This is a genomic window from Streptomyces sp. NPDC002994 (assembly GCF_040611155.1).
Classification (GTDB): Bacteria; Actinomycetota; Actinomycetes; order Streptomycetales; family Streptomycetaceae; genus Streptomyces.
In genome coordinates this window covers 280,249-306,760 of sequence record NZ_JBEXNQ010000001.1, presented here as the reverse complement: position 1 = coordinate 306,760, position 26,512 = coordinate 280,249, and the positions used below count along the sequence as shown (strand labels likewise).

Genomic DNA, 26,512 nt, shown 5'->3' with positions numbered 1-26,512 from the left:
CGTGCCTCCCATCGGGTGAAACCGGGCGGCGGTCCTCGTGGGGAGTGACCGGTTCACTCACGATCATGACTGAAACTCGCTCACTTCAAGGTTGGGCGACAGCCGACAGTCGGAGGTACGCCGGTGAGTACGCAGCACGACCCAGGACCAGCCAAAGAGGGCATGTTCCGGACGAAGACGGTCGAGCAGTCGATCCGTGACACGGAGGAACCGGAGCACGAGCTCAAGAAATCCCTCTCCGCGCTTGACCTGACGGTCTTCGGAGTCGGGGTCATCATCGGCACCGGCATCTTTGTCCTCACGGGCAAGGTGGCCAAGGAGACGGCGGGCCCCGCGACCGCACTCGCCTTCGTCGCCGCCGGCATCGTCTGCGCCCTGGCCGCGCTCTGTTACGCCGAGTTCGCGTCCACCGTCCCGGTGGCCGGTTCGGCGTACACCTTCTCGTACGCCTCCCTCGGCGAGCTCGTCGCCTGGACCATCGGCTGGGACCTGGTCCTCGAATTCGCGCTGGGCACGGCGGTGGTGGCGGTCGGCTGGTCCGGCTACGTACGCTCGCTGATGGACAACGTCGGCTGGAGCATGCCCAATGCGCTCTCCGGACCCGAGGCGGCGGACGGATTCGGCTTTGACCTGCTGGCGTTCGTACTGGTGCTGCTGCTCACGGCCATCCTGGTGGTCGGCGTGAAGCTGTCCGCACGGGTCACCGCGGTCGTGGTCGCCATCAAGGTGGGCGTGGTCCTGATCGTGATCATCGCGGGCTCCTTCTTCATCAAGGCCGACAACTACTCGCCCTTCATCCCCGACGCGGTGACACCGCCCGCCGGATCGGGCTGGGACGCGCCCCTGGTGCAGCTGATCTTCGGTTACGAGCCCACAAACTTCGGCGTCATGGGCATCTTCACGGCCGCCTCCGTCGTCTTCTTCGCCTTCATCGGCTTCGACGTCGTGGCCACCGCCGCCGAGGAGACCAAGCTCCCGCAGCGGGACATGCCGCGCGGCATCCTCGGCTCGCTCCTCATCTGCACCCTGCTCTACGTCGCCGTGTCGATCGTGGTCACCGGCATGCAGCACTACAGCGAGCTGTCGGTGAGCGCCCCGCTCGCCGACGCCTTCAAAGCCACCGGGCATCCCTTCTACGCCGGCACCATCAGCTTCGGCGCCGCGGTCGGCCTCACCACGGTCTGCATGATCCTGCTGCTCGGGCAGACGCGGGTGTTCTTCGCGATGAGCCGCGACGGGCTGCTCCCGCGGTTCTTCTCCGTGACGCACCCGAAGTTCCGCACCCCCTACCGTCCGACCATCCTGCTCGGCGTGCTCATCGCGATCATCGCGGGCTTCACCAGCCTCGAAGAGCTCGCGACGCTGGTGAACATCGGCACGCTCTTCGCGTTCGTCGTCGTCGCCCTCGGCGTGATCGTCCTGCGCCGGACCCGGCCCGACCTGCACCGGGCGTTCCGCACCCCGTGGGTGCCGTTCATCCCGATCCTCTCGGTGGCGGCCTCGTTCTGGCTGATGCTCAATCTGCCGGCCGAGACGTGGCTGCGGTTCGGCATCTGGATGGCGGCGGGCTACGTGCTGTACTTCGCGTACAGCCGACGCAACAGCCGGCTCGGCCGCGTGGGCGACGACGCCAAGTTCTAGGGCGCGCCCTTCGTCAAGCACGGTACTTCAGGCACAGCCCCCGGCTCCGTATGTCCCGCCCCGGTGCGGACTGCGGGGCCGGATAGCTTGGCGAGCATGCTCACGCGGCAGCCGGCTTCCTCAGCACCATCCCCCTCACCACAGACCTCCTCACCACAGACCTCCTCACCACCGTCCGTGTCCGCGGGGGTGCTGCCCCGCCCGAGGCCGGCCGCCGGCGCCCGCCCTGCCGCGCCCCCCTACTGGCGGAGCCTTCTGCCCGCCCTGGCGCTGCTGGCCCTCCTCACCCGCCTCCCGTCCTTCCGCCACCCCCTGTGGAACCCGGACGAGGGCTATCTCGCCGTACAGGCAAGGATGCTGGCCGACGGGGGAGTGCTCTACGACACGGTCGTGGACCGCAAACCGCCCCTGCTGCCCTGGCTCTACGAGACGGCCTTCGCGCTCTTCGGCGACGAGTCGCTGCTGCCACTGCGGCTGGCCGCCGTCGCCGCCCAGCTGCTCACCGCGGCGCTGCTCGCATCGATCGCCCGCCGCCGCTGGGGCGACGCGGCGGGACGCACGGCGGGCGCCGTCTACCTGCTCATCTCCATCGGGCTCAACCCCGAGGACGCGCAGGCGGCGACGTTCGAGGTCTTCATACTGCCGTTCACGGTGGCGGCGGTGTGGTGCGCGGACCGGGGCCGCTGGTGCGGCGCGGGCGTGGCGGTCGCGGCGGCGTTCCTGACGAAGCAGACGGGCGGCGCCGCCCTCGTGCCGGTCCTGTGGCTGCTGTGGCAGAACGCGCCGGCCCGAAGCGCCCTGTTCCGTACGGCCTTCGGCTTCTGCCTGCCCGTCCTGTACGCCGCCTTGCTCACCGGGCCGCACCGCTTCCTCTTCTGGACGGTCACCGGTTCGGGGACGTACGCGTCCTTCACCGGCTCAGAACTGCACGTCCTCATCCGGGGCCTGGCGAACACCCTCATCCTCGCGTTCGCCTGCGCCGGGATCGTCCCCCCGGTCCTGCGCGCCCTGCGCGTCGCCCGGACCGCGGCGATCGACCTGTGGCTGTGGCTGATCACCGCGGCGGGCGCGGTGATCCTGGGCTTCCACTTCTTCGGCCACTACTACCTCCAGCTCATGCCGCCGATCGCCCTGCTGGCCACGGGCGCGCTCCAGCTAGTTTCGGCGCGCCGGGCGGCCGGGGCGGTCGTCACCTCGGCCTGCACCTGCGCGGTGTTCCTGGCGTGGGGCCTGCTGGCGCCCCGGCCCGAGCTGGCGCACGTACAGAAGGTCGCGAAGGCGGTGAAGGTACGTACGGGGAATCAGGACCGGGTGCTGGTCTGGGGGATACACCCCGAGGCGTACTGGCTCGCGGACCGCGCGCCCGCCAGCCGCTACCTCACGGCGGGCCTGCTCACCAACTACAGCGGCGGCCGCAACGGCCCGCAGGTCGGCGAGAAGTACGCGATGGCGGGCACCTGGGCCGTCTTCCGCAGCGAAATGGCGGCCGGGCCGCCGGTCCTGATCGTCGACGACTCACGCGGCAAGCCCTTCGCGCCCGAGCGCGTGCCGACGCTGCGCAGGATGCTGGCGGGCGGCTACGAGGAGCTGGCGACGGTCGACGGAGCGGTGCTCTACGTACGCTCGCCCTCCGCGTCGCCCGGCTGAGGCCGTACGGTGCGCGGCCCGGCGCACTGGGCGCCGTACGCCTCCACGCGCCGCCTGAGCTCCCGGTCGGCGGTGACGACGAGCACGGCGGCCCCCTTGCCGGTCTCCTCCGCGACGACCTCGACGATACGGTCGTCACCGCTGCCGGACGCGGACTCGACCCGCACGCCGGGCACCGGGGCCACGCCACGGGCGGCGCCCTCGACGACGAGTACGACAGCAAGGGGGCCGGGATGGCCGGGGATGCCACCCTCGGCGTACACCTGGAGGTGGTCGCGCAGACGTTCGGCGGCCCCGCGGCGGTCGCGCCACCAGCCGTCGGGCACCGATCCGACAACATTGGCGGCGTCCACGACGACCAGAGTTCTCATACCATCCTCATAGCACGAGCGCGACGCGCGAGACAGTCGCCACCAGGCAAAACGCTATGCTTGTTCGAAATCACGGAGAACCCGAAAAGCCGATGTACAGAAGGTTGGCCTGACGCCATGAGGCCGCGGAACGCGCGTAGGACCGAGCGAATTTCCCCGCCCCCGCCGGGCCCCCCGCCCGCGACCGGCCCAGAGACCAGCCACTGGCTGCTGCGCGGCAAGGACGACCGTCTCACCGCGTACGCCCCCACACAGGGCGGGCTGCTGCGCTGGACGGAGACCGCCCCGGGCGGTCCCGACTGGACCGGCCCCGACTTCTTCCCGGCCCCCGGCATCGAGAACCTCACTCTCGCCCAGGGCAAGGACGGCTATGTGCACTTCATCGGCCGGCGCCGCAAGGGCGAGACCGTGGACATCGTGCACGCGATCCAGTACCAGACCGGCCGCCCGCTGACCGCCTGGCACTCCCTCGGCAACCCCTACACGACGGACGAGCGGGGCCTCAAGGTCGGCATCCCGGCCGCCACCGTCAACGCGGCGGGCTCGGTGCACGTCTTCGTACGCAACGCGGGGCGCGGCATCCAGATGCGCCGTCAGGCCGCGAACGGGAAGTGGGAAGGCTGGAAGGACCTGCGCGGCAGCAAGGCCCACGACGGTCCCACGGCGGTCGCCACCTCGTCGGGCACGGTGGAACTGCTGGTCCCCGCGGAGGGCAAGGTCCTGCGCTGGACGCAGGAGAAGCCCGGCGGCGACCTGACGCAGGCCGAGGACATCCCGCTCACCCCGGAGGTCCGTACGGTCACCGGCCTGGAGACCGCCGACGACGTCATCACGTACTACTGGAACGTCCCGGACGCCAAGGGAATCACCGCCCACCGCCCCGGCGAGGAGCCCATCCCCCTCTCCGGCACGCCCGCGGACAGCCCTGTCGCCGCCCTGCGCGCCGAAATCGGCGGCCACGACTGTACGGTCCTCGCCCACCGCGGCAGTGACGGCCGGCCCGTGCTGGCGGCCTGCGTGACGCACGCCGAGGCCGACGGCGTGTGGTGGACCGCGACGGGCGAGGAATGCGTGGGCGCGCCGGCGCTGGCGGTCGACGCGACGGGCCGCGTGGTCCTCGCGGTCATCGGCCAGGACGGCGCCCTGCACGTGGCCCGCCAGAAGCCGGACGAGCAGGGCCTGGCCCTGGCGGCCTGGACCCGCGCCTGACCGGCCGCTCCCCGACGTAACTGAGCCCGGTACACCTTTCGGTGTGCCGGGCTCAGTCGCGTACAGAAGCGGTTACGCGGGGACGCTCGCCACGCCCTGCGGCAGGAACTTCTTGCCGTTCACGCGCTCCGAGTAGCCCTCGCGGTCCAGGTACGGCGTGATGCCGCCCAGGTGGAAGGGCCAGCCGGCGCCCGTGATCAGGCAGAGGTCGATGTCCTGCGCCTCGGCGACGACACCCTCCTCCAGCATGAGCCCGATCTCCTGCGCCACGGCCTCCATGACGCGGGTACGGACCTGGTCCTCCGTCAGGACGGTGTCGCCCTGCTTGAGGAGAGCGGCGACCTCGGGGTCCAGCTCGGGCTTGCCCGAATCGTAGACGTAGAAGCCGCGCTTGCCCGCCTTGACCACAGCGGCCAGGTTCGGAGACACCGTGAAGCGGTCCGGGAAGGCGCGGTTCAGGGTCTCCGAGACGTGCAGACCGATGGCCGGGCCGACCAGCTCCAGGAGCACCAGCGGGGACATCGGCAGACCGAGCGGCTCGACGGCCTTCTCGGCGACCGCGACCGGGGTGCCCTCGTCGATGGTGTTCTGGATCTCGCCCATGAAGCGGGTGAGGATGCGGTTCACCACGAACGCCGGGGCGTCCTTGCAGAGCACAGCGGTCTTCTTGAGCTTGCGCGCGACACCGAAGGCCGTGGCCAGGGAGGCGTCGTCGGTCTGCTCGCCGCGGACGATCTCCAGGAGCGGGAGGATCGCGACCGGGTTGAAGAAGTGGAAGCCGACGACCCGCTCGGGGTGCTTCAGCTTCGACGCCATCTCGGTGACCGACAGCGAGGAGGTGTTGGTGGCGAAGATCGCGTGCGCCGGAGCGACCGCCTCGACCTCCGCGAACACCTGCTGCTTGACGCCGATCTCCTCGAAGACCGCCTCGATGATGAAGTCGGCGTCGGAGAATCCCTCGGCCTTGTCCAGCACACCGGTCACCAGGGCCTTCAGGCGGTTGGCCTTGTCCTGGTTGATGCGGCGCTTGCCGAGAAGCTTGTCGATCTCGGCGTGGACGTAGCCCACACCCTTGTCGACGCGCTCCTGGTCGATGTCGGTCAGTACGACCGGCACCTCCAGGCGGCGCAGGAACAGCAGCGCCAGCTGCGAGGCCATCAGGCCCGCGCCGACGACGCCCACCTTGGTGACCGGACGCGCCAGCGACTTGTCCGGCGCACCGGCCGGGCGCTTCGCGCGCTTCTGGACCAGGTTGAAGGCGTAGATGCCGCTGCGCAGCTCGTCGCCCATGATCAGGTCGGCCAGCGCCTCGTCCTCGGCGTCGAAGCCGGCGCTCAGGTCGCCGTCCTTCGCCGCCGCGATGATCTCCAGCGCGCGGTACGCCGCCGGGGCAGCCCCGTGCACCTTCGAGTCGGCGACGGCCTTGCCTCGCGACACGGCCTGGTCCCAGGCGTCGCCGCGGTCGATCCCGGCGCGCTCGACCGTGACCGAGCCGTTCAGCACGGACGCGGTCCAGATCAGCGACTGCTCCAGGAAGTCCGCGCCCTCGAAGATCGCGTCGGCGATCCCGAGGTCGAAGACCTGCTTGCCCTTGAGCTGCTTGTTCTGGTTGAGCGAGTTCTCGATGATGACCGAAACCGCGCGGTCGGCGCCGATCAGGTTCGGCAGCAGCGCGCAGCCGCCCCAGCCCGGAACCAGGCCGAGGAAGACCTCGGGCAGGGAGAAGGCGGGGAGCGCGGAGGAGACCGTACGGTACGAGCAGTGCAGCCCGACCTCGACGCCGCCGCCCATCGCCGCACCGTTGTAGTACGCGAACGTAGGCACAGCCAGCCCCGACAGCCGGCGGAACACATCGTGCCCGCCCTTGCCGATCGCCAGCGCGTCCTCGCGGCGCTTCAGCAGCTCGACGCCCTTGAGGTCGGCGCCGACGGCGAAGATGAACGGCTTCCCCGTGAGGCCCACACCGACGATGGAGCCTTCGGCGGCCTCCTTCTCGACCTGGTCGATGGCGGTGTTGAGGTTCGCCAGCGACTGCGGACCGAAGGTGGTCGGCTTGGTGTGGTCGAAGCCGTTGTCCAGCGTGATCAGCGCGAACCGGCCCGCGCCCGCGGGCAGTTCGAAGTGCCGTACGTGGGCGCTGGTGACGACCTCGTCCGGGAACAGCTCAGCCGCACCCTTCAAAAGCTCAGTGGTCGTGCTCACTTGTTGCCTCCGGCGTCCTTGTGGTTCGGGTTCTCCCAGATCACGGTGGCGCCCATGCCGAAGCCGACGCACATCGTGGTGAGGCCGTAGCGGACCTCCGGCTGCTCCTCGAACTGCCGCGCCAGCTGGGTCATCAGGCGTACGCCCGAGGAGGCCAGCGGGTGGCCGTAGGCGATCGCGCCGCCGTACTGGTTGACGCGGGCGTCGTCGTCGGCGATGCCGTAGTGCTCCAGGAACGCGAGCACCTGGACGGCGAACGCCTCGTTGATCTCGAAGAGGTTGATGTCCTCGATCGACAGACCGGCCTTGGCCAGCGCCTTCTCGGTCGCCGGGATCGGGCCGTAGCCCATGACCTCGGGCTCCACGCCGGCGAAGGCGTAGGAGACGAGGCGCATCTTCACCGGCAGGTTGTGCTCGCGGGCGAAGTCCTCGGAGGCGATGATCGAGGCGGTGGCGCCGTCGTTGAGACCGGCCGCGTTACCGGCGGTGACGTTGCCGTGGACGCGGAACGGCGTCTTCAGGTTCGCCAGCGACTCCAGGGTGGTGCCCGGACGCATCGGCTCGTCGGCGGTGACCAGGCCCCAGCCGGTCTCGCCGACATCCGCGTTCGTACGGCGCACCGAGACCGGCACCAGGTCCTGCTGGATCTTGCCGTCGGCGTACGCCTTGGCGGCCTTCTCCTGCGAGCGCACGGCGTACTCGTCGGTGCGCTGCTTGGTGATGCTCGGGTAGCGGTCGTGCAGGTTCTCGGCGGTCATGCCCATGAACAGGGCGGACTCGTCGACCAGCTTCTCGCTGACGAACCGCGGGTTCGGGTCGACGCCCTCTCCCATGGGGTGGCGGCCCATGTGCTCGACACCACCGGCGATGACGGCGTCGTACGCGCCGAAGGCGATCGAACCGGCGGTCGCCGTGACGGCGGTCAGCGCGCCGGCGCACATGCGGTCGATGGAGTAGCCCGGAACGGACTGCGGCAGCCCGGCGAGGATGCCGGCGGTACGGCCGAGGGTCAGGCCCTGGTCACCGATCTGCGTGGTCGCGGCGATGGCGACCTCGTCGATCTTCGCGGGGTCGAGGCCGGGGTTGCGACGCAGCAGCTCCCGGATGGCCTTCACGACGAGATCGTCGGCGCGGGTCTCGTGGTAGATGCCCTTCGGGCCCGCCTTGCCGAACGGGGTGCGGACGCCGTCGACGAAGACGACATCCCTGACGGTACGAGGCACGATTGGCTCTCCTCCAGGGTGCGGGGTGGCACTGCTGCACGTTGGGCACGCCGCGTGGGCGTGCCGCGTACCGCCATGCTACTTGCGGGTAACCAAGCTGCCCACCCCCCACGGCGGGAGCGGCGAACGTCACACGACGATCCATGCGGTCTACCCCCTCGTGCCCCCTCCTGCTACCAAGGAATCTGTTGGGAAACAGGGGGGTGGGTCCATGAGCGGCCAGTGGGTGATGGGCGTCGACATCGGTACGTCGAGCACCAAGGGAGTCATCGTCGACGAGGCGGGCCGCGTGCGGGCGAGCGCCAGCCGTGCCCGTCCCACGACGCGCCCCGCGCCCGGCAGGGCCGAGCAGGACGCCGGGCGTGACTGGTGGGGCGGGTTCGTCGAGGTGGTCTGCGAGCTGACCTCGGCCTCGTCCGAGCCGGTGGCCGCGCTGGGCATCAGCGCCATGGGGCCGTGCGTGGCGCTCTGCGATGCCGAGGACCTGCCCCTGCGTCCGGCGATCCTGTACGGCGTCGACACGCGGGCGGTGTCGGAGATCGCGGAGCTGGAGACCCGGCTGGGCCGCTCCCAGGTGATCGAACAGGGAGGTGTCCCGCTCACCTCGGAGTCCGTCGGCCCGAAGCTGGCCTGGCTGCGCCGCAACGAACCGGAGGTGTGGAAGCGGGCTGCCCGCTGGCACACCGCTGCCTCCTTCCTGCTGCGGCGGCTGACCGGCCGTTACGTCATCGACCACGGCCACGCGGCCGCGGCGACGCCGCTGTACGTGCGTGGTAGGAACGGCGAGGCGGGGCACTGGCACCGGGAGCTGTGGTCCGAACTGGCCCCCGGCCTGGAGGTACCCGCCCTGCACTGGTCCTCGGAGACCGGCGGACACGTCACCGAGGCGGCGGCCTCGCTCACCGGCCTCCCTCCGGGCATCCCGGTCACCAGTGGAGCTGTCGACGCGGTCGCGGAGGCGTGGGGCGCGGGTGTGGCCCGCCCGGGGGACTGCCTCGTGATGTACGGCACGACGATGCTTCTGCTCCAGGTTCTCGACGGCGCCTCGGCCACCCCGGACCCAGAAGGTGCCGTGGGCGTCTACCCGGGGCTCTGGCCAGGGACCGCCCATGCGGCGGGGAACATGACCACGGCCGGGGCCTTGCTGGACTGGGTCGCGGAGCTCACGAAGACGCCCGTCGGCGCGCTTGCCGAAGCGGCGGCCAAGGTCCCGGTCGGCGCGGACGGGCTGGTGGTGCTGCCCTACCTGGCCGGGATGCGTACGCCTGTCTTCCGGCCGGAGTTGACCGGCAGCATCGACGGACTCACCCTCCGCCACGGCGGTCCCCACATCTTCCGCGCCGCCGTGGAGGGCATCGCCTGCGCCGCCAAACGCAACGCCGACGCCCTGCGGCGGCTCGGCGGCCCCGCCGAGCGGCTCGTGGCGATGGGAGGCGGACTCGCCAACCGCCTGTGGGTCCAGGCCGTTTCCGACCTGCTCCGGCTGCCCCAGGAGATCCCCGGCGAAGTGGTCGGCGCCGCCTACGGCAGCGCCATGCTGGCCGCTTCCGCCGTGGGCTCGGCCGACGACCCGCTGGCCTGGGTGCGCATCGCCGAAGAGGTCCGGCCCACGACTCGTCCGCAGGCCCGGAGCGCGTACGAACTCCTTTACGCACAACACCTGTTGAGCGAGCAGAAGGGGCATACGGCCCGATAGGATGCCGCGTATGCCTCAGATGCCCGCTGTGAATCCTGTCCGTGTGCCCGTCATTACTCCGGGAGGCTCGTACGACATCGTCATCGGCCGGGGTCTCCTGGACGACGTCGTGCGGTACGCGGGGCTCGCCCCGCACACCCGGCGCGTCGTCGTCATCGCCTCCGGAGTGCCGGCGAAGCTCTACGCCCCCCGGGTCGTCGACGCGCTGAGCGCGGCCGGCCTGCACGTCCGCCTCGTCGAGGTGCCCGACGGCGAACAGGCCAAGAACCTCACCACAGTCGCCGGCCTCTACGAGGAGTTCGCTGACTTCGAACTCGGCCGGGACGACGCTGTGTTTGCCGTCGGCGGCGGTGTCACGGGTGACATGGCGGGCTTCGCCGCCGCGTCGTGGCACCGTGGCGTCGCGGTCGTGCAGGTACCCACGACGCTGCTGGCCCAGGTGGACTCGGCGGTGGGCGGCAAGACCGGGGTCAATCTCCCCAGCGGCAAGAACCTGGTAGGCGCCTTCCACCAGCCGCGCTCCGTCGTCGTGGACCTGGACACCCTGAGCACGCTCGAAGAGCGCGACCGCCGGGCGGGACTCGGCGAAGTGGCCAAATACGGGTTCATCGCCGACCCCGTGGTGCTGAGCCTCCTGGAGGAGTCACCGGACGACGCGGTCGCGGCGGCGCCGGGAGTCATCGACGAGTTGGTCGTACGCAGCCTCCGCTGCAAGGCCGGCGTCGTCAGCGCCGACGAGAAGGAAGCCGGCGAACGGGCGCTGCTCAACTACGGTCACACGGTCGGCCACGCCGTGGAGGCGGCCGGCGGATACGCCCGCTACCGGCACGGGGAGGCGGTGGCACTCGGCATGGTCTTCGCGGCACGGCTCTCGGTGGCCGTGGGGGAGGCCGAACCGTCTCTCGTGGACCGCACCGTCGCTCTGCTCGCCGGGCTGGGCCTGCCGACCGGCGGACTCGAGGCGACCACGGCCGAGTTGTGGTCGTACCTTCGCCGGGACAAGAAGGCCAGGGACGGGGTGCGCTTCGTCGTCTGCTCCAAGCCCGGCGCCGCCCGCCTCGTCGACCAGCCCTCCGCCGACCTCATCGACGAACTGCTGGACAGCCTGCGCTGACCCGACCTGACCGGGCTGCCGTCGTCCGGCTCTTCCGGGAGAACGGGCCATGCAGACCGTTCTCCCGGGAGCTGTCAGTCGCCGTGCTCCGCCAGCCGCTCCCGGGCGGTCGAGGCCTCGGCGGCGTCGATCTCCTCGAAGGTGGCCAGGGCGGCCCGCCACTGCTCGGCCGCGCCCGCCCGGTCGCCGCTCAGCAGGAGCGCGTCGCCGGCTTCCACCGCGCACTTTGCCTCCCACAGCCTGTCCTCGAGATCGGCGAAGACGATACGGGCGGCCAGCGCGGCGCGCAGCGCGTCGTTGCTGCGCCCCGTGCGTCGGTACACGGTGGCCAGGCAGAGGCGCGTGCGGGACTCCCCGTGCAGATCGCCGAGCTCGGAGAACAGCTCCAGGCTCTTCTCCAGATAGACCTCGGCCTCACCGTTGTGGGCCTGCTCCACGTGCACTATGCCCAGGTTGCGCAGGGTTCGGGCCTCCGCGCGGCGGTCTCCAACTTGTCCGAAAACCTCAAGTGCCGCGCGCAGCGGGGCCATCGCCTCGTCGAACCGCCCCTCAGCGCACAGCGCGTCGCCACGGCTCCGGTCCAGGTAGGCCCGCGCTGTGACATCGGGATGCTCGGCGTAGATCTCCGCCGCGCGGTCGAAGTGGGCGTGAGCCTCGGTGAACCGGCTCGCGTCCCGGTGTACGTCGCCCAGGTTGCGCAAGGTCACGGCCCGGTGGGCGGGGTCGTCGGCCTCCTCGAAGAGCCGGATGGCTGCGAGGTAGGAGGCCTGCGCTTCCGGCCACTGACTGCGGTCCCGCCGGACGACTCCCAGGTTCCGGTGGGCGTGGGCCTCACCGGCGACGTTGCCCGTGCCGCGGAACAGCTCGATGGCCTCGGTGAGCCTGCCAATCGCCTGGTTCCAGTCGGCGTTGTACCAGTGGACGACACCCAGCCCCCACGTCACCATGGCCCGCCCCGCGTCGTCCCCCGCCCGCTCGGCCGACGCCAGTGCCCACTCGTGCGTACGGATCCAGTCCTGCCAGCGGGCACGCCGGTCGAAGTAGTGCCGCAGTGCGCAGGCCAGCCGCCACGCGCCGTTGTCCAGTCGTGCCTGGTGAGCCGCGTCGACCAAAGAGACGATTGTGGCGCGTTCGGCTTCGAACCAGCTCAGTGGATCGGCCTCGATCTCGGCCACGGCCGCCGGTGGAAGGACTGGCGCCGGGTCCGGCGGCATCGCCATCGGCGACCCGAGCGTCGCGCAGGCCCGCTCGGCGAGCGCCGTGTACGTACTGACCAGCCGGGAGAGCGCCGTGACAGCGGTTTCGGCACTGTCCTGGTCACTGAGCAGCTCCTGCCCGTACACGCGCAGCAGGTCGTGGAACACATAGCGGGGGCGTCCGGTCGGACCCGGGCTGTCGCCCGCCTCCAGCACATGGACATCGACCAGAGTCTCCAGCAGCTCTGCCGCGTCCAGGGAGTCCTCTTCGGTGAGCACGCCCGCCACCCAGAACGGGAAACCGGTCGGCGGGCACACGGCAAGCAGCCGGAACAGCCGCTGGGCCTCCGGGGACAGCCCGGCGTAGCTGAGCGTGAAGGTGGCGCGCACCGCCAGATCTCCCACATGCAGCTCGCTGAGCCTGTGGCGGGCGTCCTCCAGCCGCTCCGCGAGCATGGAGGGTGTCCAGTGCGGGCGTCCCGCCAACTTGGCCGCCGCGATCCACACGGCGAGCGGCAGACCGTCGCAGAGTTCCGCGATGCGCCGCGCCGCCTGCTCGTCCTGGTCGATCCGTTCCGCGCCGACGACACGGCGCAGCAGTTCGAGGGACGAGTCGACGTCGAAGAGCTGCATGTCGCAGCTGTGCGTGCCGGTCAGACTGATCAGCCGGGTCCTGCTGGTGATGATGACCGGGCAACGCGGCGTCTCGGGCAGCAGCGGACGGATCTGCGCCTCGTCCCGGGCGTTGTCCAGTACGACGAGCATGCGCTTGCTCTCCATGCGTGACTGGTAGAGAAGTGTGCGCTGGTCGAGGCCGGCGGGGATGGCCGTGCCGTCGACGCCGAGGGCCCGGAGGAAGTCGCCCAGCACCTCGTACGGATTCCTCCGCCCGGAGTCGTAGCCGCGCAGGTTGACGTAGAGCTGTCCGTCCGGAAACAGATCGCGCACGCTGTGGGCGACGCGCACCGCCAGTGCGGTCTTGCCGATGCCGCCCTGCCCCGTGATGGCGGACACCACGCAGTTGTCGGCGGAGGATTCGGCGGCCCGCGACATGAGGTCGCGTAACGTGCGCTGCACTTCGTCGCAGTTGACGTACGTGCCGGTCTGGGGCGGCAGCCGGAACATCGCGGAGAAGATGAGCTCTTCCGCAGTCGGCTCGTCAGTGTTCTGGCCCATGGCCTGGCCTTCCGGCTGAGGGATGTCCTGGTCCGTCCGGTACTGGAGCCAGGTGAGCGCCCCGGCACACAGAGCCCCGAGTGCCAAAGCGCCAATTTGCACTGTAGCGGTCATTTCAGGCAGGGCTGCGACGCCGCCGGCCGCCACGGCCAGCGCCCCCGCGCCGCCCGCGGTGAGAGGGCCGCGCGCCCGCCGTCTAGGGGCAACCGGCGCTGGAGGAGTGGTTGGTGCGCCGCCGTCGGCTCTTGCCGGGCGTGTTCCGTCCGACATGCGCCCCCCCGAGCCTCTTCATGCCTGGATAGTCCCCCGCAATCGCCGAACGTACCGCGGGCGGCTGTCAACACCGTTGGCTTCAAGCCAGACCGGACCGCCGACCGGGCAACGGGCCCGGTCGGCGGAGGGAGACGACGGTGATCAGGTGGCCGCGGTCACGGCCAGTGCCTTGGTCAGCAGCGGTGCCACCTGCTCCACCTGCCACTGGCGTGCGCCGTACGACGCGAGCGAAGCCGCCACCGCTTCCGGCGTCGCGTCCTTCGGCGGCTCCCAGCAGACCCGGCGCACCGTGTCCGGGGTGATCAGGTTCTCCTGGGGCATGTTGAGCTCCTCGGCGAGCGCCGAGACCGCCGCCCGCGCGGCCGACAGGCGGGCTGCCGCCGCCGGGTCCTTGTCGGCCCAGGAACGCGGCGGGGGCGGGCCGGTCACGGCCGCTCCGGGCTGCGGAAGCTCCGAGTCCGGCAGCGCCTTGGCGCGGTCGACGACTCCCTGCCACTGCTCCAGCTGCCGGCGTCCCATGCGGTGGCCGAAACCGGGCAGTACGGACAGCGCCTGTACGTTCGCCGGCACGGCCAGCGCCGCCTCGACGATCGCGGTGTCGCTGAGCACCTTGCCGGGCGACACGTCACGCCGCTGGGCGATCCGGTCCCGGGCGTTCCACAGCTCGCGCACGATCGCCATCTGCCGGCGGCGGCGCACCTTGTGCATCCCCGACGTACGGCGCCACGGGTCCTTGCGGGGCGGCGCGGGCGGGGCCGACGCGATGGCGTCGAACTCCTGACGGGCCCAGTCCAGCTTCCCCTGCCGGTCGAGCTCCTTCTCCAGCGCGTCCCGCAGATCGACGAGCAGCTCCACGTCGAGTGCGGCGTAGCGCAGCCAGGGCTCGGGCAGCGGGCGGGTGGACCAGTCGACGGCGGAGTGGCCCTTCTCCAGGGCGTACCCGAGCACGGACTCGACCATCGCGCCCAGCCCCACGCGCGGGAACCCCGCGAGGCGGCCGGCCAGCTCGGTGTCGAAGAGCCGCGTGGGCATCATGCCTATTTCGCGCAGGCACGGAAGATCCTGCGTGGCGGCGTGCAGGATCCACTCGCTGCCGGCGAGGGCTTCGCCCAGGCCGGACAGGTCGGGGCAGCCGACCGGATCGATCAGCGCGCTGCCCGCGCCTTCGCGGCGCAGCTGCACGAGGTAGGCCCGCTGTCCGTACCGGTATCCCGACGCGCGCTCGGCGTCGACGGCCACGGGCCCGGTGCCACGGGCGAATGCTGCGATGACTTCATCGAGGGCTTCTTGCGTGGCAACCACCGGCGGAATGCCTTCGCGAGGCTCCAACAAGGGAATCGGCGCCGTCTCGACGTCGTCCGGGGGGCCGCCCCCGGGGTTTCGCAGGTCTGGCTCTGCTGCGGTCTCTTGGGCGTCGGTCACGTGTAAAGGGTATCTGTACGAGCGAACGCCTGACCTGCACTCGTGCTCGAAACTGCGGGTGACCTGCTGAAACCAGCCTCGGCGGGCTCGGCCGGGGGGTGGCCCGAATGTGCCGTTCCCGGCGCCCGGTTCCACAATGGAGCTGTATCCGCCAACGAGGATGATCGTCATGAAGCGCATGCATCCCACGGGTCTGAGCCGCCGGGAAGACCACATCTACACGGCCTTGCTCCTGCTCAACGCGAGGATCTCGGGCGATGAGCAGACCGTCGACCAGATCAGGCGTGAGCATCCACCGGAGTTCCTGGTCGACGGGCTGCTGGAGGTCGGCGCCTGCCTCGCCCCGCCGACGTGGGGCGGCGCCGCGCGACCCGAGCCGAGCTTCGAGGGCAGTGAGCCCGGGGCCTGACATCGAGCCGGTGAGCGCATGGACAGCGCCCGTCGACGGAACGTTCCGTCGACGGGCGCAGGAGGGGTGTAAACCGGTCAGTGGATGATTCCGGTGCGCAGGGCCACCGCGACCATCCCGGCACGGTCGCCCGTTCCGAGCTTGCGCGCGATGCGGGCGAGGTGGCTCTTGACCGTCAGGGCGGAGAGGCCCATGGAGACGCCGATCGCCTTGTTCGACTGGCCTTCGGCGACCAGCCTGAGTACCTCGACCTCGCGGCCGGAGAGCTCGCGGTAACCGCCCGGGTGGCTCGGGGCGCCCGGGGGGCGGCGGTGCATTCGTGCGGCCGCGGCGCCGATGGGGGCGGCGCCGGGGCGGGTGGGGTGCCCGATGTTGTTGCGCGTACCGGTGACGACGTATCCCTTGACGCCGCCCGCGAGGGCATTGCGTACGGCGCCGATGTCGTCGGCGGCGGAGAGGGCGAGCCCGTTGGGCCAGCCCGCGGCGCGGGTTTCGGACAGCAGGGTCAGCCCGGAACCGTCGGGCAGGTGGACGTCGGCAACGCAGATGTCGCGCGGGCTGCCGACGCGGGGGCGTGCCTCCGCGATGGACGACGCCTCGATGACGTCACGTACTCCAAGGGCCCACAGATGGCGGGTGACGGTGGAGCGGACGCGTGGGTCGGCCACGACGACCATGGCCGTCGGCTTGTTTGGGCGGTAGGCGACCAGGCTTGCGGGCTGCTCGAGGAGAACGGACACCAGGCCTCCTGGGGGAGTGGCGGAATCCGCCGGCTCGGGGAAGTAGCCGGGGAACCGTGCTGAAGGGTCATTGACCTCTTCGGCAGCAGTGCCGCTCTCCTTTAGGGAAAGATCACGATTTGGTGAGTAACAATTCGGGCAATTCGGACGCGTGATCGATCATGTGAAGAATTGCCGGGCCGGGCACACGAAAGAGGGCGCGCCTCCTCGGCGCGCCCCCCGCGTCGCCTGCTAAGGCGCCTGCGGGCCCCGCCGCTGCGGCAGCGACACCACACCTGCACCCGCGCCGGCACCCGCGCCGGCGTCGACGGAACCCGGCCCGTGGCCGGCCGCCGGAGGCAGCCCGGCGATCTGCGCCAGCAGATCGCACCAGGCCGCCAGATGCGCCGCCGTGTCCGGCACCCCGCCGCGCCCCTCGCGGGGCGTCCACGACGCCCTGATCTCGATCTGCGTGGCGGGCCTGCGATCGGCCAGACCGCCGAAGTAGTGCGAGCCGGCCCGGGTCACGGTGCCGCTCGCCTCGGCGTACGACAGACCGCGCGCCTCCAGCGCGCCCGTCAGCCAGGACCAGCTCACGTCGGGAAGCAGCGGGTCGGCCGCCATCTCCGGCTCCAGTTCCGCCCGTACGAGCGTCACCAGCCGGAAGGTGCCGTGCCAGGCGTCGTGGCCCGCCGGGTCGTGCAGCAGCACCAGCCGCCCGTCCGCGAGATCCTCGTCGCCCTGTACGACCGCCGCCTCCAGCGCGTACGCGTACGGCGCGAGGCGCTGTGGCGGGCGGGTCGGGTCCACCTCCACCTCGGGGCGCAGGCGCGCCGAGCACAGGGCTTCGACCGCCTGGCGGAAGGCGGGCGGGGCGGAGTTGTTCTCCGCGCCGCTCCTGTCGTCAGCATCATCCGAAAGTCGTCCCTGCGCCGGAGCCATGCGGGGAAGAGTAGGCGGAACGTGAGCCTCGCGCAGGGAAGGACACCCGCCCCGCGACAACCGCTTCGGCCCGCGTGCGAAGATTTGGGCGTGAGTGCCAATGACCGCCGCCCCGAGGGCAGCCCGCAGAGCCAGACGTACGATTCGGCCTTCCTCAAGGCGTGCAGGCGTGAGCCGGTGCCGCACACGCCGGTCTGGTTCATGCGGCAGGCGGGACGCTCCCTGCCCGAGTACCTGAAGGTGCGCGAGGGCATCCCGATGCTCGAGTCGTGCATGCGGCCGGAGCTGGTCACCGAGATCACGCTGCAGCCCGTGCGCCGCCACGGCGTCGACGCGGCGATCTTCTTCAGCGACATCGTGGTGCCGCTGAAGGCGATCGGCATCGACCTGGACATCAAGCCCGGGGTCGGTCCGGTCATCGCGGAGCCGATCCGCACGCGGGCCGATCTGGCCCGGCTGCGGGACCTCACGCCGGAGGACGTCACGTACGTCACCGAGGCGATCGGGATGCTCACGGGTGAGCTCGGGTCCACTCCGCTCATCGGATTCGCGGGCGCGCCTTTCACTCTCGCGAGTTACCTCGTAGAGGGCGGTCCTTCGCGCAATCACGAGCACACCAAGGCGCTGATGTACGGCGACCCGCAGCTGTGGGCGGATCTCCTGGACCGGCTCGCGGAGATCACCGGAGCCTTCCTGAAGGTGCAGATCGAGGCCGGCGTGTCCGCCGTGCAGCTCTTCGACTCCTGGGTCGGCGCGATCGCGCCCGCCGATTACACGCGCTCCGTGATGCCGGCTTCCGCGAAGGTCTTCGACGCGGTGGCGTCGTACGGCGTACCGCGCATCCACTTCGGTGTGGGTACGGGCGAGCTGCTCGGGCTGATGGGCGAGGCCGGCGCGGATGTCGTCGGTGTCGACTGGCGCGTGCCGATGGACGAGGCGGCGCGGCGGGTCGGTCCCGGCAAGGCGCTTCAGGGCAACCTCGACCCTGCCGTTCTCTTCTCGACGCCGGACGCGGTCATGGCGAAGACGGATGAGGTGCTGGATGCGGCGGCGGGGCTTGAGGGCCACATCTTCAACCTGGGTCATGGTGTCCTGCCGACGACCGACCCGGACGCACTGACCCGCCTGACGGAGTACGTCCACACACGCACGGCGGCGCGCTAGCCGCTGGCGCCATGGGGCTCTGCCGCAGACCCTGCTCCTCAAACGCCGGAGGGGCTGAAAGTTGCCCCTGAGCGGGCACATTCAGCCCGTCCGGCGTTTGAGGACACGCCCGAAGGGCGTCCGGGGCCCGGGGGCTTGCCCCCGGTTCGGGAAGGGGCGGGGTGGGGAACAAGCACCCCGCAGGGGCTCAGCCCTACGCACCCCCCGCCCGCACCGCCGCCACCGCCTTGCGCGCCGCCACCAGCACCGGATCCCACACCGGGGAGAACGGCGGCGCGTAGCCCAGGTCCAGCGCCGTCATCTGTTCCACCGTCATGCGGGCGTGGAGAGCCACCGCCGCGATGTCGACCCGCTTGCCCGCCCCCTCCCGGCCCACGATCTGGACGCCGAGCAGCCGGCCCGTACGACGCTCCGCCGTCATCTTCACCGTCATCGGCGACGCCCCGGGGTAGTAGCCCGCCCGGCTCGTCGACTCGATCGTCGCCGTCACGAACTGCAGGCCCTCCGCCCGCGCGTCCTTCTCCCGCAGCCCCGTCCGCGCGATCTCCAGGTCGCACACCTTGCTGACCGCCGTACCGACGACACCCGGGAACGTCGCGTAGCCGCCTCCGACGTTCGAACCGATCACCTGCCCGTGCTTGTTCGCGTGCGTGCCCAGCGCGATGTGGCGCCGGCGGCCCGAGACGAGGTCGAGCACCTCGACGCAGTCGCCGCCCGCCCAGATGTTGTCGTGGCCGACGACGCGCATCGACAGGTCGGTGACCAGGCCGCCGTACGACCCGACCGGCAGGCCCGCGGCCCGTGCGAGGGTCGTCTCCGGTTCGACGCCGATGCCGAGGACGACCACGTCCGCCGGGTAGGTGTCGTCGTCCGTGGTCACCGCCCGGACACGGCCGTCGTCGCCCGTGAGGATCTTGGTGACCTCGGCTCCGGAGACGGTCCTGATGCCCATGCCGTTCATCGCCTCGTGCACCAGGCGGCCCATGTCCGGGTCCAGCGTCGCCATCGGCTGCTCGCCCCGGTTCAGGACGGTCACCTCGTACCCGCGACCGACCAGCGCCTCCGCCATCTCCACGCCGATGTAGCCCGCCCCGACGACGACCGCCCGCCGCCCCTTCGTCCGCTCCAGCGTGTCGATCAGCGCCTGGCCGTCGTCGAGGGTCTGTACGCCGTGCACCCCCGGCGCGTCCATCCCCGGCAGCGCCGGGCGTACCGGCCGGGCGCCGGTCGCCACGACCAGTTTGTCGAAGCCGGTCCACGACTCGGCGCCCGATTCGAGGTCGCGGGCGCGGACCCGGCCGCCCGCCACGTCGATCTCGGTGACCTCGGTGCGGACCCGCAGGCCGATGTCGCGAGCGCGGTGCTCCTCGGGCGTACGGGCGATGAGTTCGTCCCGCTCCGAGACGGCTCCGCCGACCCAGTACGGGATGCCGCAGGCCGAGTACGACGTGAAGTGACCGCGCTCGAACGCGACGATTTCCAGCTCGTCCGGGCCCTTGTGCCGCCGGGCCTGCGATGCGGCGGACATGCCCGCCGCATCGCCGCCGATGACCACCAGTCGTTCCGCCGCTGCCATGGCGTGTCCTCTCAGCCCGTGCATCCGTACATCCGTACGTCCGTACAACTGAAGGACACGCTACGTCGGTTACTTCGCTTCTTCCGGCTGCTCCGCCGGGTGCGGGACAGCCGGCGCCGCGAGCGCCTGTGCCGGGCGCTGCGGCAGGCGGCCGCGCAGCAGCCGCCACAGGACGTACAGCAGCGCGATCGCCGCAGCGAACGGCGCGACCGCGCCGAGCGCCATCGCGACCCACTTCAGCGTGGTGACGAACGCGTCCCAGCCGCCCCCAAGCGCGTCCAGGAAACCGGGTTCGTCGTCCTCCTTGGCGCTCTCCCTCGCCTCGGGCTCGGAGAGTGCGAGGGTGATGGTCGCCATGGTCGTACGGTCCTTCAGCGACGCCTGCCGCGCGAGAAGGGCTTCCAGCTCCGTCTGACGGGTACTCAGCTCGCCTTCCAGCATGACCACATCGCTGATCTTGGTGGCCCGGTCCATCATGTCCCGCACCCGCGCGACGCTGGTCCGCTGCGACTTGATGCGGCTGTCGACGTCCACCACCTGGTCGGTGACGTCCTTGGCGTCGGCCTTGCGGTCCAGGAGCTTGCCGGTGCCGGCGAGCTCCTTCAGCACGGCGTCGTACTCCTCCTGCGGGACGCGCAGCACGATGCGGGAGTAGACATGGCTGTCGTCGATCAGCTCGGTGGTCTCGTTACCGACGATGCCCCCGGCGTTCTCAGCCACCGTGCGGGCCGTGGCGAGCGCCTTCGTGGCGTTGTCGACCTCGACGCTGAGCGTCGCGGTACGGATGACGTGGGTCTTGGTGAGCGGTGGCTTCTTCGCCCCGGCCGAATCGGCGGGTTTCCGCGCCCCGCTCCCCGAATCGGCGTCGGCGACGCTGCCGGGCGCCCTCTCCGCCTGCCCTCCGCCTTTGGAGTCGGCCGCCGCGCCCTGGGCGCTGTCGCTGGTGGCCCCGGTGTCGCTCGCGCCGCATCCGCCGATCGCGAGCGAGGCGGTGAGCAGAGCGGCCGCGAGGACCTTGGTGGAACGGTGCCCGGACTTACGTGCTGCACGCATGTCGGCTCCCCCGAACGTCGTGGTGAGTGTTGCCGGTTCGACGTGCGGGGCGGGGGAGAGGGTTGCCGTTTTACGGTCCCGAAGCGGTCACGGTCAGGACTCTTTCCGGATTTGAGAGAGTGGACCCATGAACGTGGAATCTCGTACGGGTCATGTCGTCGTCATCGGCGGCGGCATCTCCGGACTCGCCGCCGCGCACCGGCTCGTCCGCGCCGGTGCGCGCGTCACCCTGCTGGAGGCGACGGACAAGCTCGGCGGCAAGCTCCTGGTGGGCGAGATCGCGGGCGCGCCCGTCGATCTGGGCGCCGAATCGATGCTCGCCCGGCGGCCCGAGGCCGTCGCCCTGGCGCGCGAGGTGGGGCTCGGCGACCGGCTCCAGCCGCCCGCCACCGCCACCGCGTCGCTGTGGAACCGGGGCGTGCTGACGCCGATGCCCATGGGCCACGTGATGGGCGTACCCAGCGACCCGGCGGTGCTCGGCGGCGTCCTCTCCGCCGACGGCCTCGCGCGCATGCGGCAGGACCACGAGCTGGCGCGTACCGAGGTCGGCGACGACATCGCGATCGGTGAGTACGTCGCGGCCCGCCTCGGCCGCGAGGTCGTCGACCGGCTGGTGGAACCGCTGCTGGGCGGCGTGTACGCCGGTGATGTGTACCGGACGTCGATGCGGGCCGCCGTACCGCAGCTCTTCGAGGCGGCTCGGACGTACGACTCGCTCCTCGACGGAGTGAGGGAAATCCAGCGCAGGGCCGCCGAGAAGCAGCAGACCGGTCCCGTCTTCATGGGGATCGAGGGGGGCATCGGCACCCTGCCGGACGCCGTCGCCGACGCCGTGCGGGTCAAGGGCGGTGAGGTCCTGCTCCGCACCCCGGTGATCGGGCTGACGCGCGGCGCCGGCGGCTGGCAGGTGCGTACCGACGAGCGGGTGATCGCGGCCGACTCCGTCGTCCTCGCGGCCCCCGCCTGGGCCGCCTCGGCGCTGCTCGCCGCCGAGTCGCCGGCCGCGGCCGCCGAGCTGGCCGCCGTCGAGTACGCGTCGATGGCGCTCGTGACCATGGCCTTCCGCCGCCGGGACGCCCAGTCGCTGCCTGAAGGCTCGGGGTTCCTGGTGCCGCCCGTGGACGGGCGGACCATCAAGGCGTCGACCTTCTCGACGCGCAAGTGGGGGTGGGTGGACGCCGCCGCTCCGGATCTTTTCCTGCTGCGTACCTCCATCGGGCGGTACGGCGAGGAAGAGCACCTGCACCGCGAGGACGACGAGCTGGTGGAGGTGTCCCTGCGGGATCTCCGGGCGGCCACCGGGCTCGCCGCCCGGCCCGTGGCCACCGAGGTCACCCGCTGGATCGGCGGCCTGCCGCAGTACCCCGTCGGCCACCCGGACCGGGTCGCGCGCGTGCGCGGCGAGGTCGCCAAGCTGCCCGGACTGCGGGTCTGCGGGGCGGCGTACGACGGTGTCGGCATCCCCGCGTGCGTCGCGAGCGGATGGCGCGCCGCCGACGAGATCATGCTCACCCCGGACCCGGCGCGGGGCACGGATCACGAGGCGGGAGAATAGGGACATGACTGATGCTCCGGAGACTGTGACATCCCCCCGAGGCCCGAACGCCGGCAAGAAGGCCAAGGACCTCAACGACGTCATCCGCTACACCCTGTGGTCCGTCTTCAAGCTGCGCGATGTCCTCCCTGAGGACCGCGCCGGCTTCGCGGACGAGGTGCAGGAGCTGTTCGACCAGCTCGCCGCGAAGGACGTCACCGTGCGCGGCACGTACGACGTGTCGGGGCTGCGCGCCGACGCCGACGTCATGATCTGGTGGCACGCGGAGACCGCGGACCAGCTCCAGGAGGCGTACAACCTCTTCCGCCGCACGAAGCTGGGCCGCGCGCTGGAGCCGGTGTGGTCGAACATGGCGCTGCACCGCCCCGCCGAGTTCAACAAGTCGCACATCCCGGCCTTCCTGGCCGACGAGACGCCGCGCGACTACGTCTCCGTGTACCCCTTCGTGCGCTCGTACGACTGGTACCTGCTGCCCGACGAGGACCGTCGCCGCATGCTCGCCGACCACGGCAAGATGGCGCGCGGCTACCCGGACGTACGCGCCAACACGGTCGCGTCGTTCTCGCTCGGCGACTACGAGTGGCTGCTGGCCTTCGAGGCCGACGAGCTCTACCGCATCGTCGACCTGATGCGTCACCTGCGCGCTTCCGAGGCCCGCATGTACGTACGCGAAGAGGTGCCTTTCTACACTGGCCGGCGCAAGTCGGTCGCAGACCTGGTGGCGGGCCTCGCCTGAGCGGCGGCCCACCACCCCCGACCCGGAAGATCAGACGGCGGGCGCCGGCTCCTTCGCCACTGCCCGCTCGTCCAGCGACACCGGGTTCGGCTCCCGGTGCGGCGCGCATTGTGCGCGCCGCACCGGCGTCCGGCCGGTCAGGAGATACGTCTCCAGGTGACCGTTGACGCACTTGTTCGCGCCGCCGCCGATGCCGTGCGTGCCCGCGTCCCGCTCCGTCACCAGCACGGAGCCAGCCAGCCGCCGCTGAAGCTCCAGCGCACCCGGGTACGGCGTCGCCGCGTCCCGCTCGGCGGCCAGGATCAGCGTCGGGGGCAGCTCACCCGGCTCGGTACCGACGTCGAGCGGCTGCTGGCGCGGCGCGCTCCAGTACGCGCACGGCAGGTTCATCCACGCGTTGTCCCACGTCTCGAAGGGCGCGCGCGCCGCGAGCAGGCTGTTGTCGCGGTCCCACACCCACCACTCGGTCGGCCAGGGAGCGTCGTTGCACTCGACGGCGGTGTAGACGGCCTTGCTGTTCTCGTCGTCGCGCATCGCCTCGGGCTTCGGCGAGGCCTGGTCGATGAGCGGCTTCGGGTTGCCCTTCAGGTACTCCGAGAGCGCCGTCGCGCGCATCGCCCAGTAGTCGTCGTAGTAGCCGGCGCTCAGCAGCGCCGACTGAAGCTGTCCTGGGCCCACCTTGCCGCCGGCCGGCTTCCGGGAGAGCCCGGCGCGGACCTTCTCGTAGCTGGCGAGGACCTCGTCGGGCGTGGTGCCCAGGTGGTACGTCTTGTCGTGCTTGGCGATCCAGGTACGGAAGTCGTGCCAGCGCCCCTCGAAGGCGAGCGACTGGTCGAGGTTGTTGCGGTACCAGATCTGCTCGGGGTCGGGATTGACCGCCGAGTCGAAGACCATGCGGCGTACGTGGGACGGGAAGAGCGTCGCGTACAGCGCGCCGAAGTAGGTGCCGTACGACGCGCCCATGAAGGTCAGCCTCTTCTCGCCCAGCGCCGCCCGCAGCACGTCCAGGTCGCGGGCGTTGTTGAGCGACGTGTAGTGGCGCAGCGCGCTGCCCGCCTTGCGGGCACAGCCGTCGGCGTACGCCCGGGCCTGGGCGATCCGCTCCTGCTTGTACGCGTAGGAAGGGTGCGTCGGGGCATCGCTGGGAGCCTTGACGTACTCCTCCGGCTTCTGGCAGGACAGCCGGGCCGAGCGGCCGACGCCGCGCGGGGCGTAGCCGACGAGGTCGTACGCCGAGCCGAGCCGCTTCCACTCGGGCAGTACGCCCGCCATCGGGAAGAACATGCTGGAGGCGCCGGGGCCGCCGGGGTTGTAGACGAGCGCGCCCTGGCGTGCGGCGGGCTTTCCGGTCGCCCGGGCGCGGCTGACGGTCAGTGAGATCTGGCGGCCGTCGGGGTCGGCGTAGTCGAGGGGGACCTTGACGGTGCCGCACTTGACGTGTCCGGGCAGGCCCTCGGACGTGGGGCAGGCGGTGAAGGTGATGCCGGCGGCGGCCGCACGGTGGGCGGCCGAGGCGGTCCCGCGGGCCTCGGGGGAGGCGGTGGATTCGGCGCTGCCGGCGGGGGCGGCGACGAGGGCGGTCAGGACCAGGGAGCCGAGGGATGCCAGGGTCCCGTACATCGCCAGTGCTCTCATCGCGTTCCCTTCGTACTGATGCATGACAAAAGGGATACTTGGTGGGGGAGTTGGCGAAGTAAAGCACCGGTGGGCGTGTCGGGGTCAATGACCCCGATGAGTGTTGCGGGTGGTGTGGCGCACCTCGGCGATGCGGGCGAGGACCTTGCCGTGGGCGGCGCGCAGGATGTTCGCGAATGTGGTCTCGTACGCCGGTCCGGCCGCGACCTCGCGTACGCGCGCGTCGAGGAACGCATGGCCCTCCACGAGATGCGCGCCGGCCTCCTCGACGGCGCGGGTGGGCGCCCGCTCCATGGCCTGTTGGCTGCGGGGAGTTCCCACCGGCGAGTCTTACGCGTACGACGAGATCGCGGTCGGCGGCCGAGAGCGGGCCCCCACCGGGTGGCGAGCCCCTCCTGGTGCCCCGCCGCACGTTAGTGCGCTTCTCCGTGATCCTGTGGACTGTTGGAAGAAGTGGGTCGCTTCGTCCGCCAACTGCGGTTGGCATTCGGTACGTTGGGGTGTACGGCGGGGCATGTGCGGGGGTGCGCCGGTCAGGAGCTGCTGCCGCAGCTGGAGCCGGAGCTGCAACTCGATCCGGAGCTCGAACTGCAGCTGGAACCACCACCACCGCCGCCGCTGCCGCCGGAGCAGCTCGAACCGCCCGAACCGCCCGACCCGGAGCCCGCGTCGCCCGAGCTGCTGCCGCAGCTCGAATGGCCGGAGGCGGAGCCGGCGCACCAGACCATCGCGGCGGCCGCGTAGGTGGTGTTGTTGTTGCCGCTGTCCGGCGACGGCGTACGGGAAGCCGTGCGGTTGCGACCCGGTGTCAGCCGCGCCGCCGTGCGCAGCTGGTCCTGGAGCACGGGGTCGGGCAGCGCCCGCAGGCCGTGCACCGCGACGAGGTGGCCCGGGCCGGGCCGGTCCACGTGCGAGAAGGCGTACGCCGCGGCTGCCGCCCGGCCCGCCGGGGTGACCCGGGCGGCCGCCCTGCTCGCGTTGACGGCGCCGCACACGATCCCGAGGATCATGGCGGGCAGCACCATGCTGATGAACGGGACGGCGGAGTGCCCCGCGAAGGTCATCGCGACCGACGCCGCGATGGAAGCGGGCAGCCCGAGGACGCAGACCAGCAGGAGGACGGTGCTGCCGGTGCGCAGCTTGCGGCCGGCCTGGGGCGGCACCATCAGGCCGCGGAACGCGAGGTGGTCACCGATCTCCTGAACCGCCGCGCTGCGCATCACGGCGTGCCGCAGGGTGTGCAGCGCGCCGTTGGGGGCGGCGGCGAGTTCGGCGTACACGGCGCGCTCCACCGGGTCGTGGGCGACGGTGCTCTGCGCCGAGACGACGCCGGGGCCGCCGATCGCGAGGCGGCCGTCGGAGTACATCGTGGCGAGTGCGGTGTCCACGGTCCTGGAGGGGCCGCCGTTCAGGAACGCGATCTCCATGAGGTCGTGGGCCTGGGAGGATCCGTTGCCGGAGCCGCGGCGGAGGGCGGAGACGCCCCGGGTCAGGGCGATGGATGCCGCGACCACGGCGAGCGTGATCAGCAGGGCGAGGACGGTTATGGTCAT

The 26,512-nt window shown here is 71.2% G+C and carries 20 protein-coding genes and 1 pseudogene; 9 read left to right on the top strand and 12 right to left on the bottom strand.

Annotation, left to right across the window (positions count from 1 at the left end; genetic code table 11):
* Positions 1-162 precede the first annotated feature (162 nt).
* Entirely contained in the window at positions 163-1,641 is a 1,479-nt protein-coding gene (locus ABZX79_RS01380) for an amino acid permease (RefSeq protein WP_355250075.1), read from the top strand.
* 192 nt (positions 1,642-1,833) lie between these two features.
* Complete coding sequence (locus ABZX79_RS01375; protein ID WP_355250072.1) at positions 1,834-3,288, top strand: glycosyltransferase family 39 protein; 1,455 nt, start codon at positions 1,834-1,836, stop codon at positions 3,286-3,288.
* Here ABZX79_RS01375 and ABZX79_RS01370 read toward each other — a convergent pair.
* Positions 3,255-3,659 carry an NTP pyrophosphohydrolase gene (locus ABZX79_RS01370; protein WP_355249818.1) on the bottom strand — a complete coding sequence of 135 codons (405 nt, stop codon included), beginning with the start codon at positions 3,657-3,659 and terminating at the stop codon, positions 3,255-3,257. The genes ABZX79_RS01375 and ABZX79_RS01370 overlap by 34 nt on opposite strands.
* Before the next feature lie 117 nt (positions 3,660-3,776).
* Between ABZX79_RS01370 and ABZX79_RS01365 the strand changes: the two genes are divergently transcribed.
* On the top strand, positions 3,777-4,868 hold the full coding sequence (locus ABZX79_RS01365) for a hypothetical protein (protein ID WP_355249816.1): 1,092 nt from the start codon (positions 3,777-3,779) through the stop codon (positions 4,866-4,868).
* 72 nt (positions 4,869-4,940) lie between these two features.
* On the opposite strand, the gene ABZX79_RS01360 is transcribed toward ABZX79_RS01365, so the two are convergent.
* Together ABZX79_RS01360 and ABZX79_RS01355 are read right to left on the bottom strand one after the other, a co-directional pair.
* Positions 4,941-7,070, bottom strand: coding sequence for a 3-hydroxyacyl-CoA dehydrogenase NAD-binding domain-containing protein (locus ABZX79_RS01360; RefSeq protein ID WP_355249814.1), 2,130 nt, complete (start codon positions 7,068-7,070; stop codon positions 4,941-4,943).
* Positions 7,067-8,293, bottom strand: a complete 1,227-nt coding sequence (locus ABZX79_RS01355) for an acetyl-CoA C-acyltransferase (RefSeq protein ID WP_355249812.1) — start codon at positions 8,291-8,293, stop codon at positions 7,067-7,069. The genes ABZX79_RS01360 and ABZX79_RS01355 overlap by 4 nt, the downstream gene beginning before the upstream one ends.
* Before the next feature lie 211 nt (positions 8,294-8,504).
* Here ABZX79_RS01355 and ABZX79_RS01350 point away from each other — a divergent pair, with 211 nt between their 5' ends.
* Both ABZX79_RS01350 and aroB read left to right on the top strand, forming a co-directional pair.
* Complete coding sequence (locus ABZX79_RS01350) at positions 8,505-9,989, top strand: FGGY family carbohydrate kinase (protein ID WP_355249810.1); 1,485 nt, start codon at positions 8,505-8,507, stop codon at positions 9,987-9,989.
* A 10-nt stretch (positions 9,990-9,999) separates the two neighbouring features.
* On the top strand, positions 10,000-11,103 hold the full coding sequence (aroB, locus tag ABZX79_RS01345; RefSeq protein ID WP_355249808.1) for a 3-dehydroquinate synthase: 1,104 nt from the start codon (positions 10,000-10,002) through the stop codon (positions 11,101-11,103).
* Positions 11,104-11,177: 74 nt separating this feature from the next.
* Here the strand turns inward: aroB and ABZX79_RS01340 are convergent, their stop codons facing one another.
* Positions 11,178-13,562 carry a tetratricopeptide repeat protein gene (locus ABZX79_RS01340; RefSeq protein ID WP_355249806.1) on the bottom strand — a complete coding sequence of 795 codons (2,385 nt, stop codon included), beginning with the start codon at positions 13,560-13,562 and terminating at the stop codon, positions 11,178-11,180.
* Positions 13,563-13,889: 327 nt separating this feature from the next.
* A complete protein-coding gene (locus ABZX79_RS01335) occupies positions 13,890-15,170 on the bottom strand; it encodes a ribonuclease D (RefSeq protein WP_355249804.1) in 1,281 nt (426 codons plus the stop codon).
* 169 nt (positions 15,171-15,339) lie between these two features.
* Here ABZX79_RS01335 and ABZX79_RS01330 point away from each other — a divergent pair, with 169 nt between their 5' ends.
* Positions 15,340-15,579 carry a hypothetical protein gene (locus ABZX79_RS01330; RefSeq protein ID WP_355249802.1) on the top strand — a complete coding sequence of 80 codons (240 nt, stop codon included), beginning with the start codon at positions 15,340-15,342 and terminating at the stop codon, positions 15,577-15,579.
* 77 nt (positions 15,580-15,656) lie between these two features.
* Here ABZX79_RS01330 and ABZX79_RS01325 read toward each other — a convergent pair whose 3' ends face one another.
* On the bottom strand, positions 15,657-16,319 hold the full coding sequence (locus tag ABZX79_RS01325; protein WP_028813689.1) for a response regulator transcription factor: 663 nt from the start codon (positions 16,317-16,319) through the stop codon (positions 15,657-15,659).
* Positions 16,320-16,550: 231 nt separating this feature from the next.
* Positions 16,551-17,240, bottom strand: coding sequence for a DUF3000 domain-containing protein (locus ABZX79_RS01320; protein ID WP_355249800.1), 690 nt, complete (start codon positions 17,238-17,240; stop codon positions 16,551-16,553).
* A 90-nt stretch (positions 17,241-17,330) separates the two neighbouring features.
* Here ABZX79_RS01320 and hemE point away from each other — a divergent pair, with 90 nt between their 5' ends.
* Positions 17,331-18,404 carry a uroporphyrinogen decarboxylase gene (hemE, locus tag ABZX79_RS01315; protein ID WP_355249798.1) on the top strand — a complete coding sequence of 358 codons (1,074 nt, stop codon included), beginning with the start codon at positions 17,331-17,333 and terminating at the stop codon, positions 18,402-18,404.
* A gap of 193 nt (positions 18,405-18,597) precedes the next feature.
* On the opposite strand, the gene ABZX79_RS01310 is transcribed toward hemE, so the two are convergent.
* Together ABZX79_RS01310 and ABZX79_RS01305 are read right to left on the bottom strand one after the other, a co-directional pair.
* Positions 18,598-19,980: an FAD-dependent oxidoreductase gene (locus ABZX79_RS01310; RefSeq protein WP_355249796.1), complete on the bottom strand. Its 1,383-nt coding sequence runs from the start codon at positions 19,978-19,980 to the stop codon at positions 18,598-18,600.
* Positions 19,981-20,049: 69 nt separating this feature from the next.
* Entirely contained in the window at positions 20,050-21,033 is a 984-nt protein-coding gene (locus ABZX79_RS01305) for a DUF4349 domain-containing protein (RefSeq protein WP_355249794.1), read from the bottom strand.
* 127 nt (positions 21,034-21,160) lie between these two features.
* Between ABZX79_RS01305 and hemG the strand changes: the two genes are divergently transcribed.
* Complete coding sequence (gene hemG, locus ABZX79_RS01300) at positions 21,161-22,588, top strand: protoporphyrinogen oxidase (protein ID WP_355249792.1); 1,428 nt, start codon at positions 21,161-21,163, stop codon at positions 22,586-22,588.
* Between the two features lie 4 nt (positions 22,589-22,592).
* Entirely contained in the window at positions 22,593-23,324 is a 732-nt protein-coding gene (gene hemQ / locus ABZX79_RS01295) for a hydrogen peroxide-dependent heme synthase (protein ID WP_214980210.1), read from the top strand.
* Between the two features lie 30 nt (positions 23,325-23,354).
* On the opposite strand, the gene ABZX79_RS01290 is transcribed toward hemQ, so the two are convergent.
* The 3 genes and pseudogenes from ABZX79_RS01290 to ABZX79_RS01280 all read right to left on the bottom strand — a co-directional run bounded on the left by ABZX79_RS01290 (position 23,355) and on the right by ABZX79_RS01280 (position 26,512).
* Entirely contained in the window at positions 23,355-24,959 is a 1,605-nt protein-coding gene (locus ABZX79_RS01290; RefSeq protein ID WP_355250066.1) for an alpha/beta hydrolase, read from the bottom strand.
* Positions 24,960-25,058: 99 nt separating this feature from the next.
* Positions 25,059-25,332, bottom strand: a pseudogene (locus ABZX79_RS01285) (hypothetical protein); the annotation flags it as partial.
* Positions 25,333-25,492: 160 nt separating this feature from the next.
* Positions 25,493-26,512, bottom strand: a complete 1,020-nt coding sequence (locus tag ABZX79_RS01280; RefSeq protein ID WP_355249790.1) for a TIGR04222 domain-containing membrane protein — start codon at positions 26,510-26,512, stop codon at positions 25,493-25,495.

Excerpts from the sequence above, each read along its gene's own strand:
- hemQ (WP_214980210.1), top strand. The coding sequence starts at position 22,593 with ATGACTGATGCTCCGGAGACTGTGACATCCCCCCGAGGCCCGAACGCC.
- ABZX79_RS01320 (WP_355249800.1), bottom strand. The coding sequence starts at position 17,240 with ATGGCTCCGGCGCAGGGACGACTTTCGGATGATGCTGACGACAGGAGC.
- ABZX79_RS01370 (WP_355249818.1), bottom strand. The coding sequence starts at position 3,659 with ATGAGAACTCTGGTCGTCGTGGACGCCGCCAATGTTGTCGGATCGGTG.
- hemG (WP_355249792.1), top strand. The coding sequence starts at position 21,161 with ATGAACGTGGAATCTCGTACGGGTCATGTCGTCGTCATCGGCGGCGGC.
- aroB (WP_355249808.1), top strand. The coding sequence starts at position 10,000 with ATGCCTCAGATGCCCGCTGTGAATCCTGTCCGTGTGCCCGTCATTACT.
- ABZX79_RS01380 (WP_355250075.1), top strand. The coding sequence starts at position 163 with ATGTTCCGGACGAAGACGGTCGAGCAGTCGATCCGTGACACGGAGGAA.
- ABZX79_RS01305 (WP_355249794.1), bottom strand. The coding sequence starts at position 21,033 with ATGCGTGCAGCACGTAAGTCCGGGCACCGTTCCACCAAGGTCCTCGCG.
- ABZX79_RS01365 (WP_355249816.1), top strand. The coding sequence starts at position 3,777 with ATGAGGCCGCGGAACGCGCGTAGGACCGAGCGAATTTCCCCGCCCCCG.
- ABZX79_RS01310 (WP_355249796.1), bottom strand. The coding sequence starts at position 19,980 with ATGGCAGCGGCGGAACGACTGGTGGTCATCGGCGGCGATGCGGCGGGC.
- ABZX79_RS01280 (WP_355249790.1), bottom strand. The coding sequence starts at position 26,512 with ATGACCATAACCGTCCTCGCCCTGCTGATCACGCTCGCCGTGGTCGCG.
- ABZX79_RS01350 (WP_355249810.1), top strand. The coding sequence starts at position 8,505 with ATGAGCGGCCAGTGGGTGATGGGCGTCGACATCGGTACGTCGAGCACC.
- ABZX79_RS01330 (WP_355249802.1), top strand. The coding sequence starts at position 15,340 with ATGAAGCGCATGCATCCCACGGGTCTGAGCCGCCGGGAAGACCACATC.
- ABZX79_RS01290 (WP_355250066.1), bottom strand. The coding sequence starts at position 24,959 with ATGAGAGCACTGGCGATGTACGGGACCCTGGCATCCCTCGGCTCCCTG.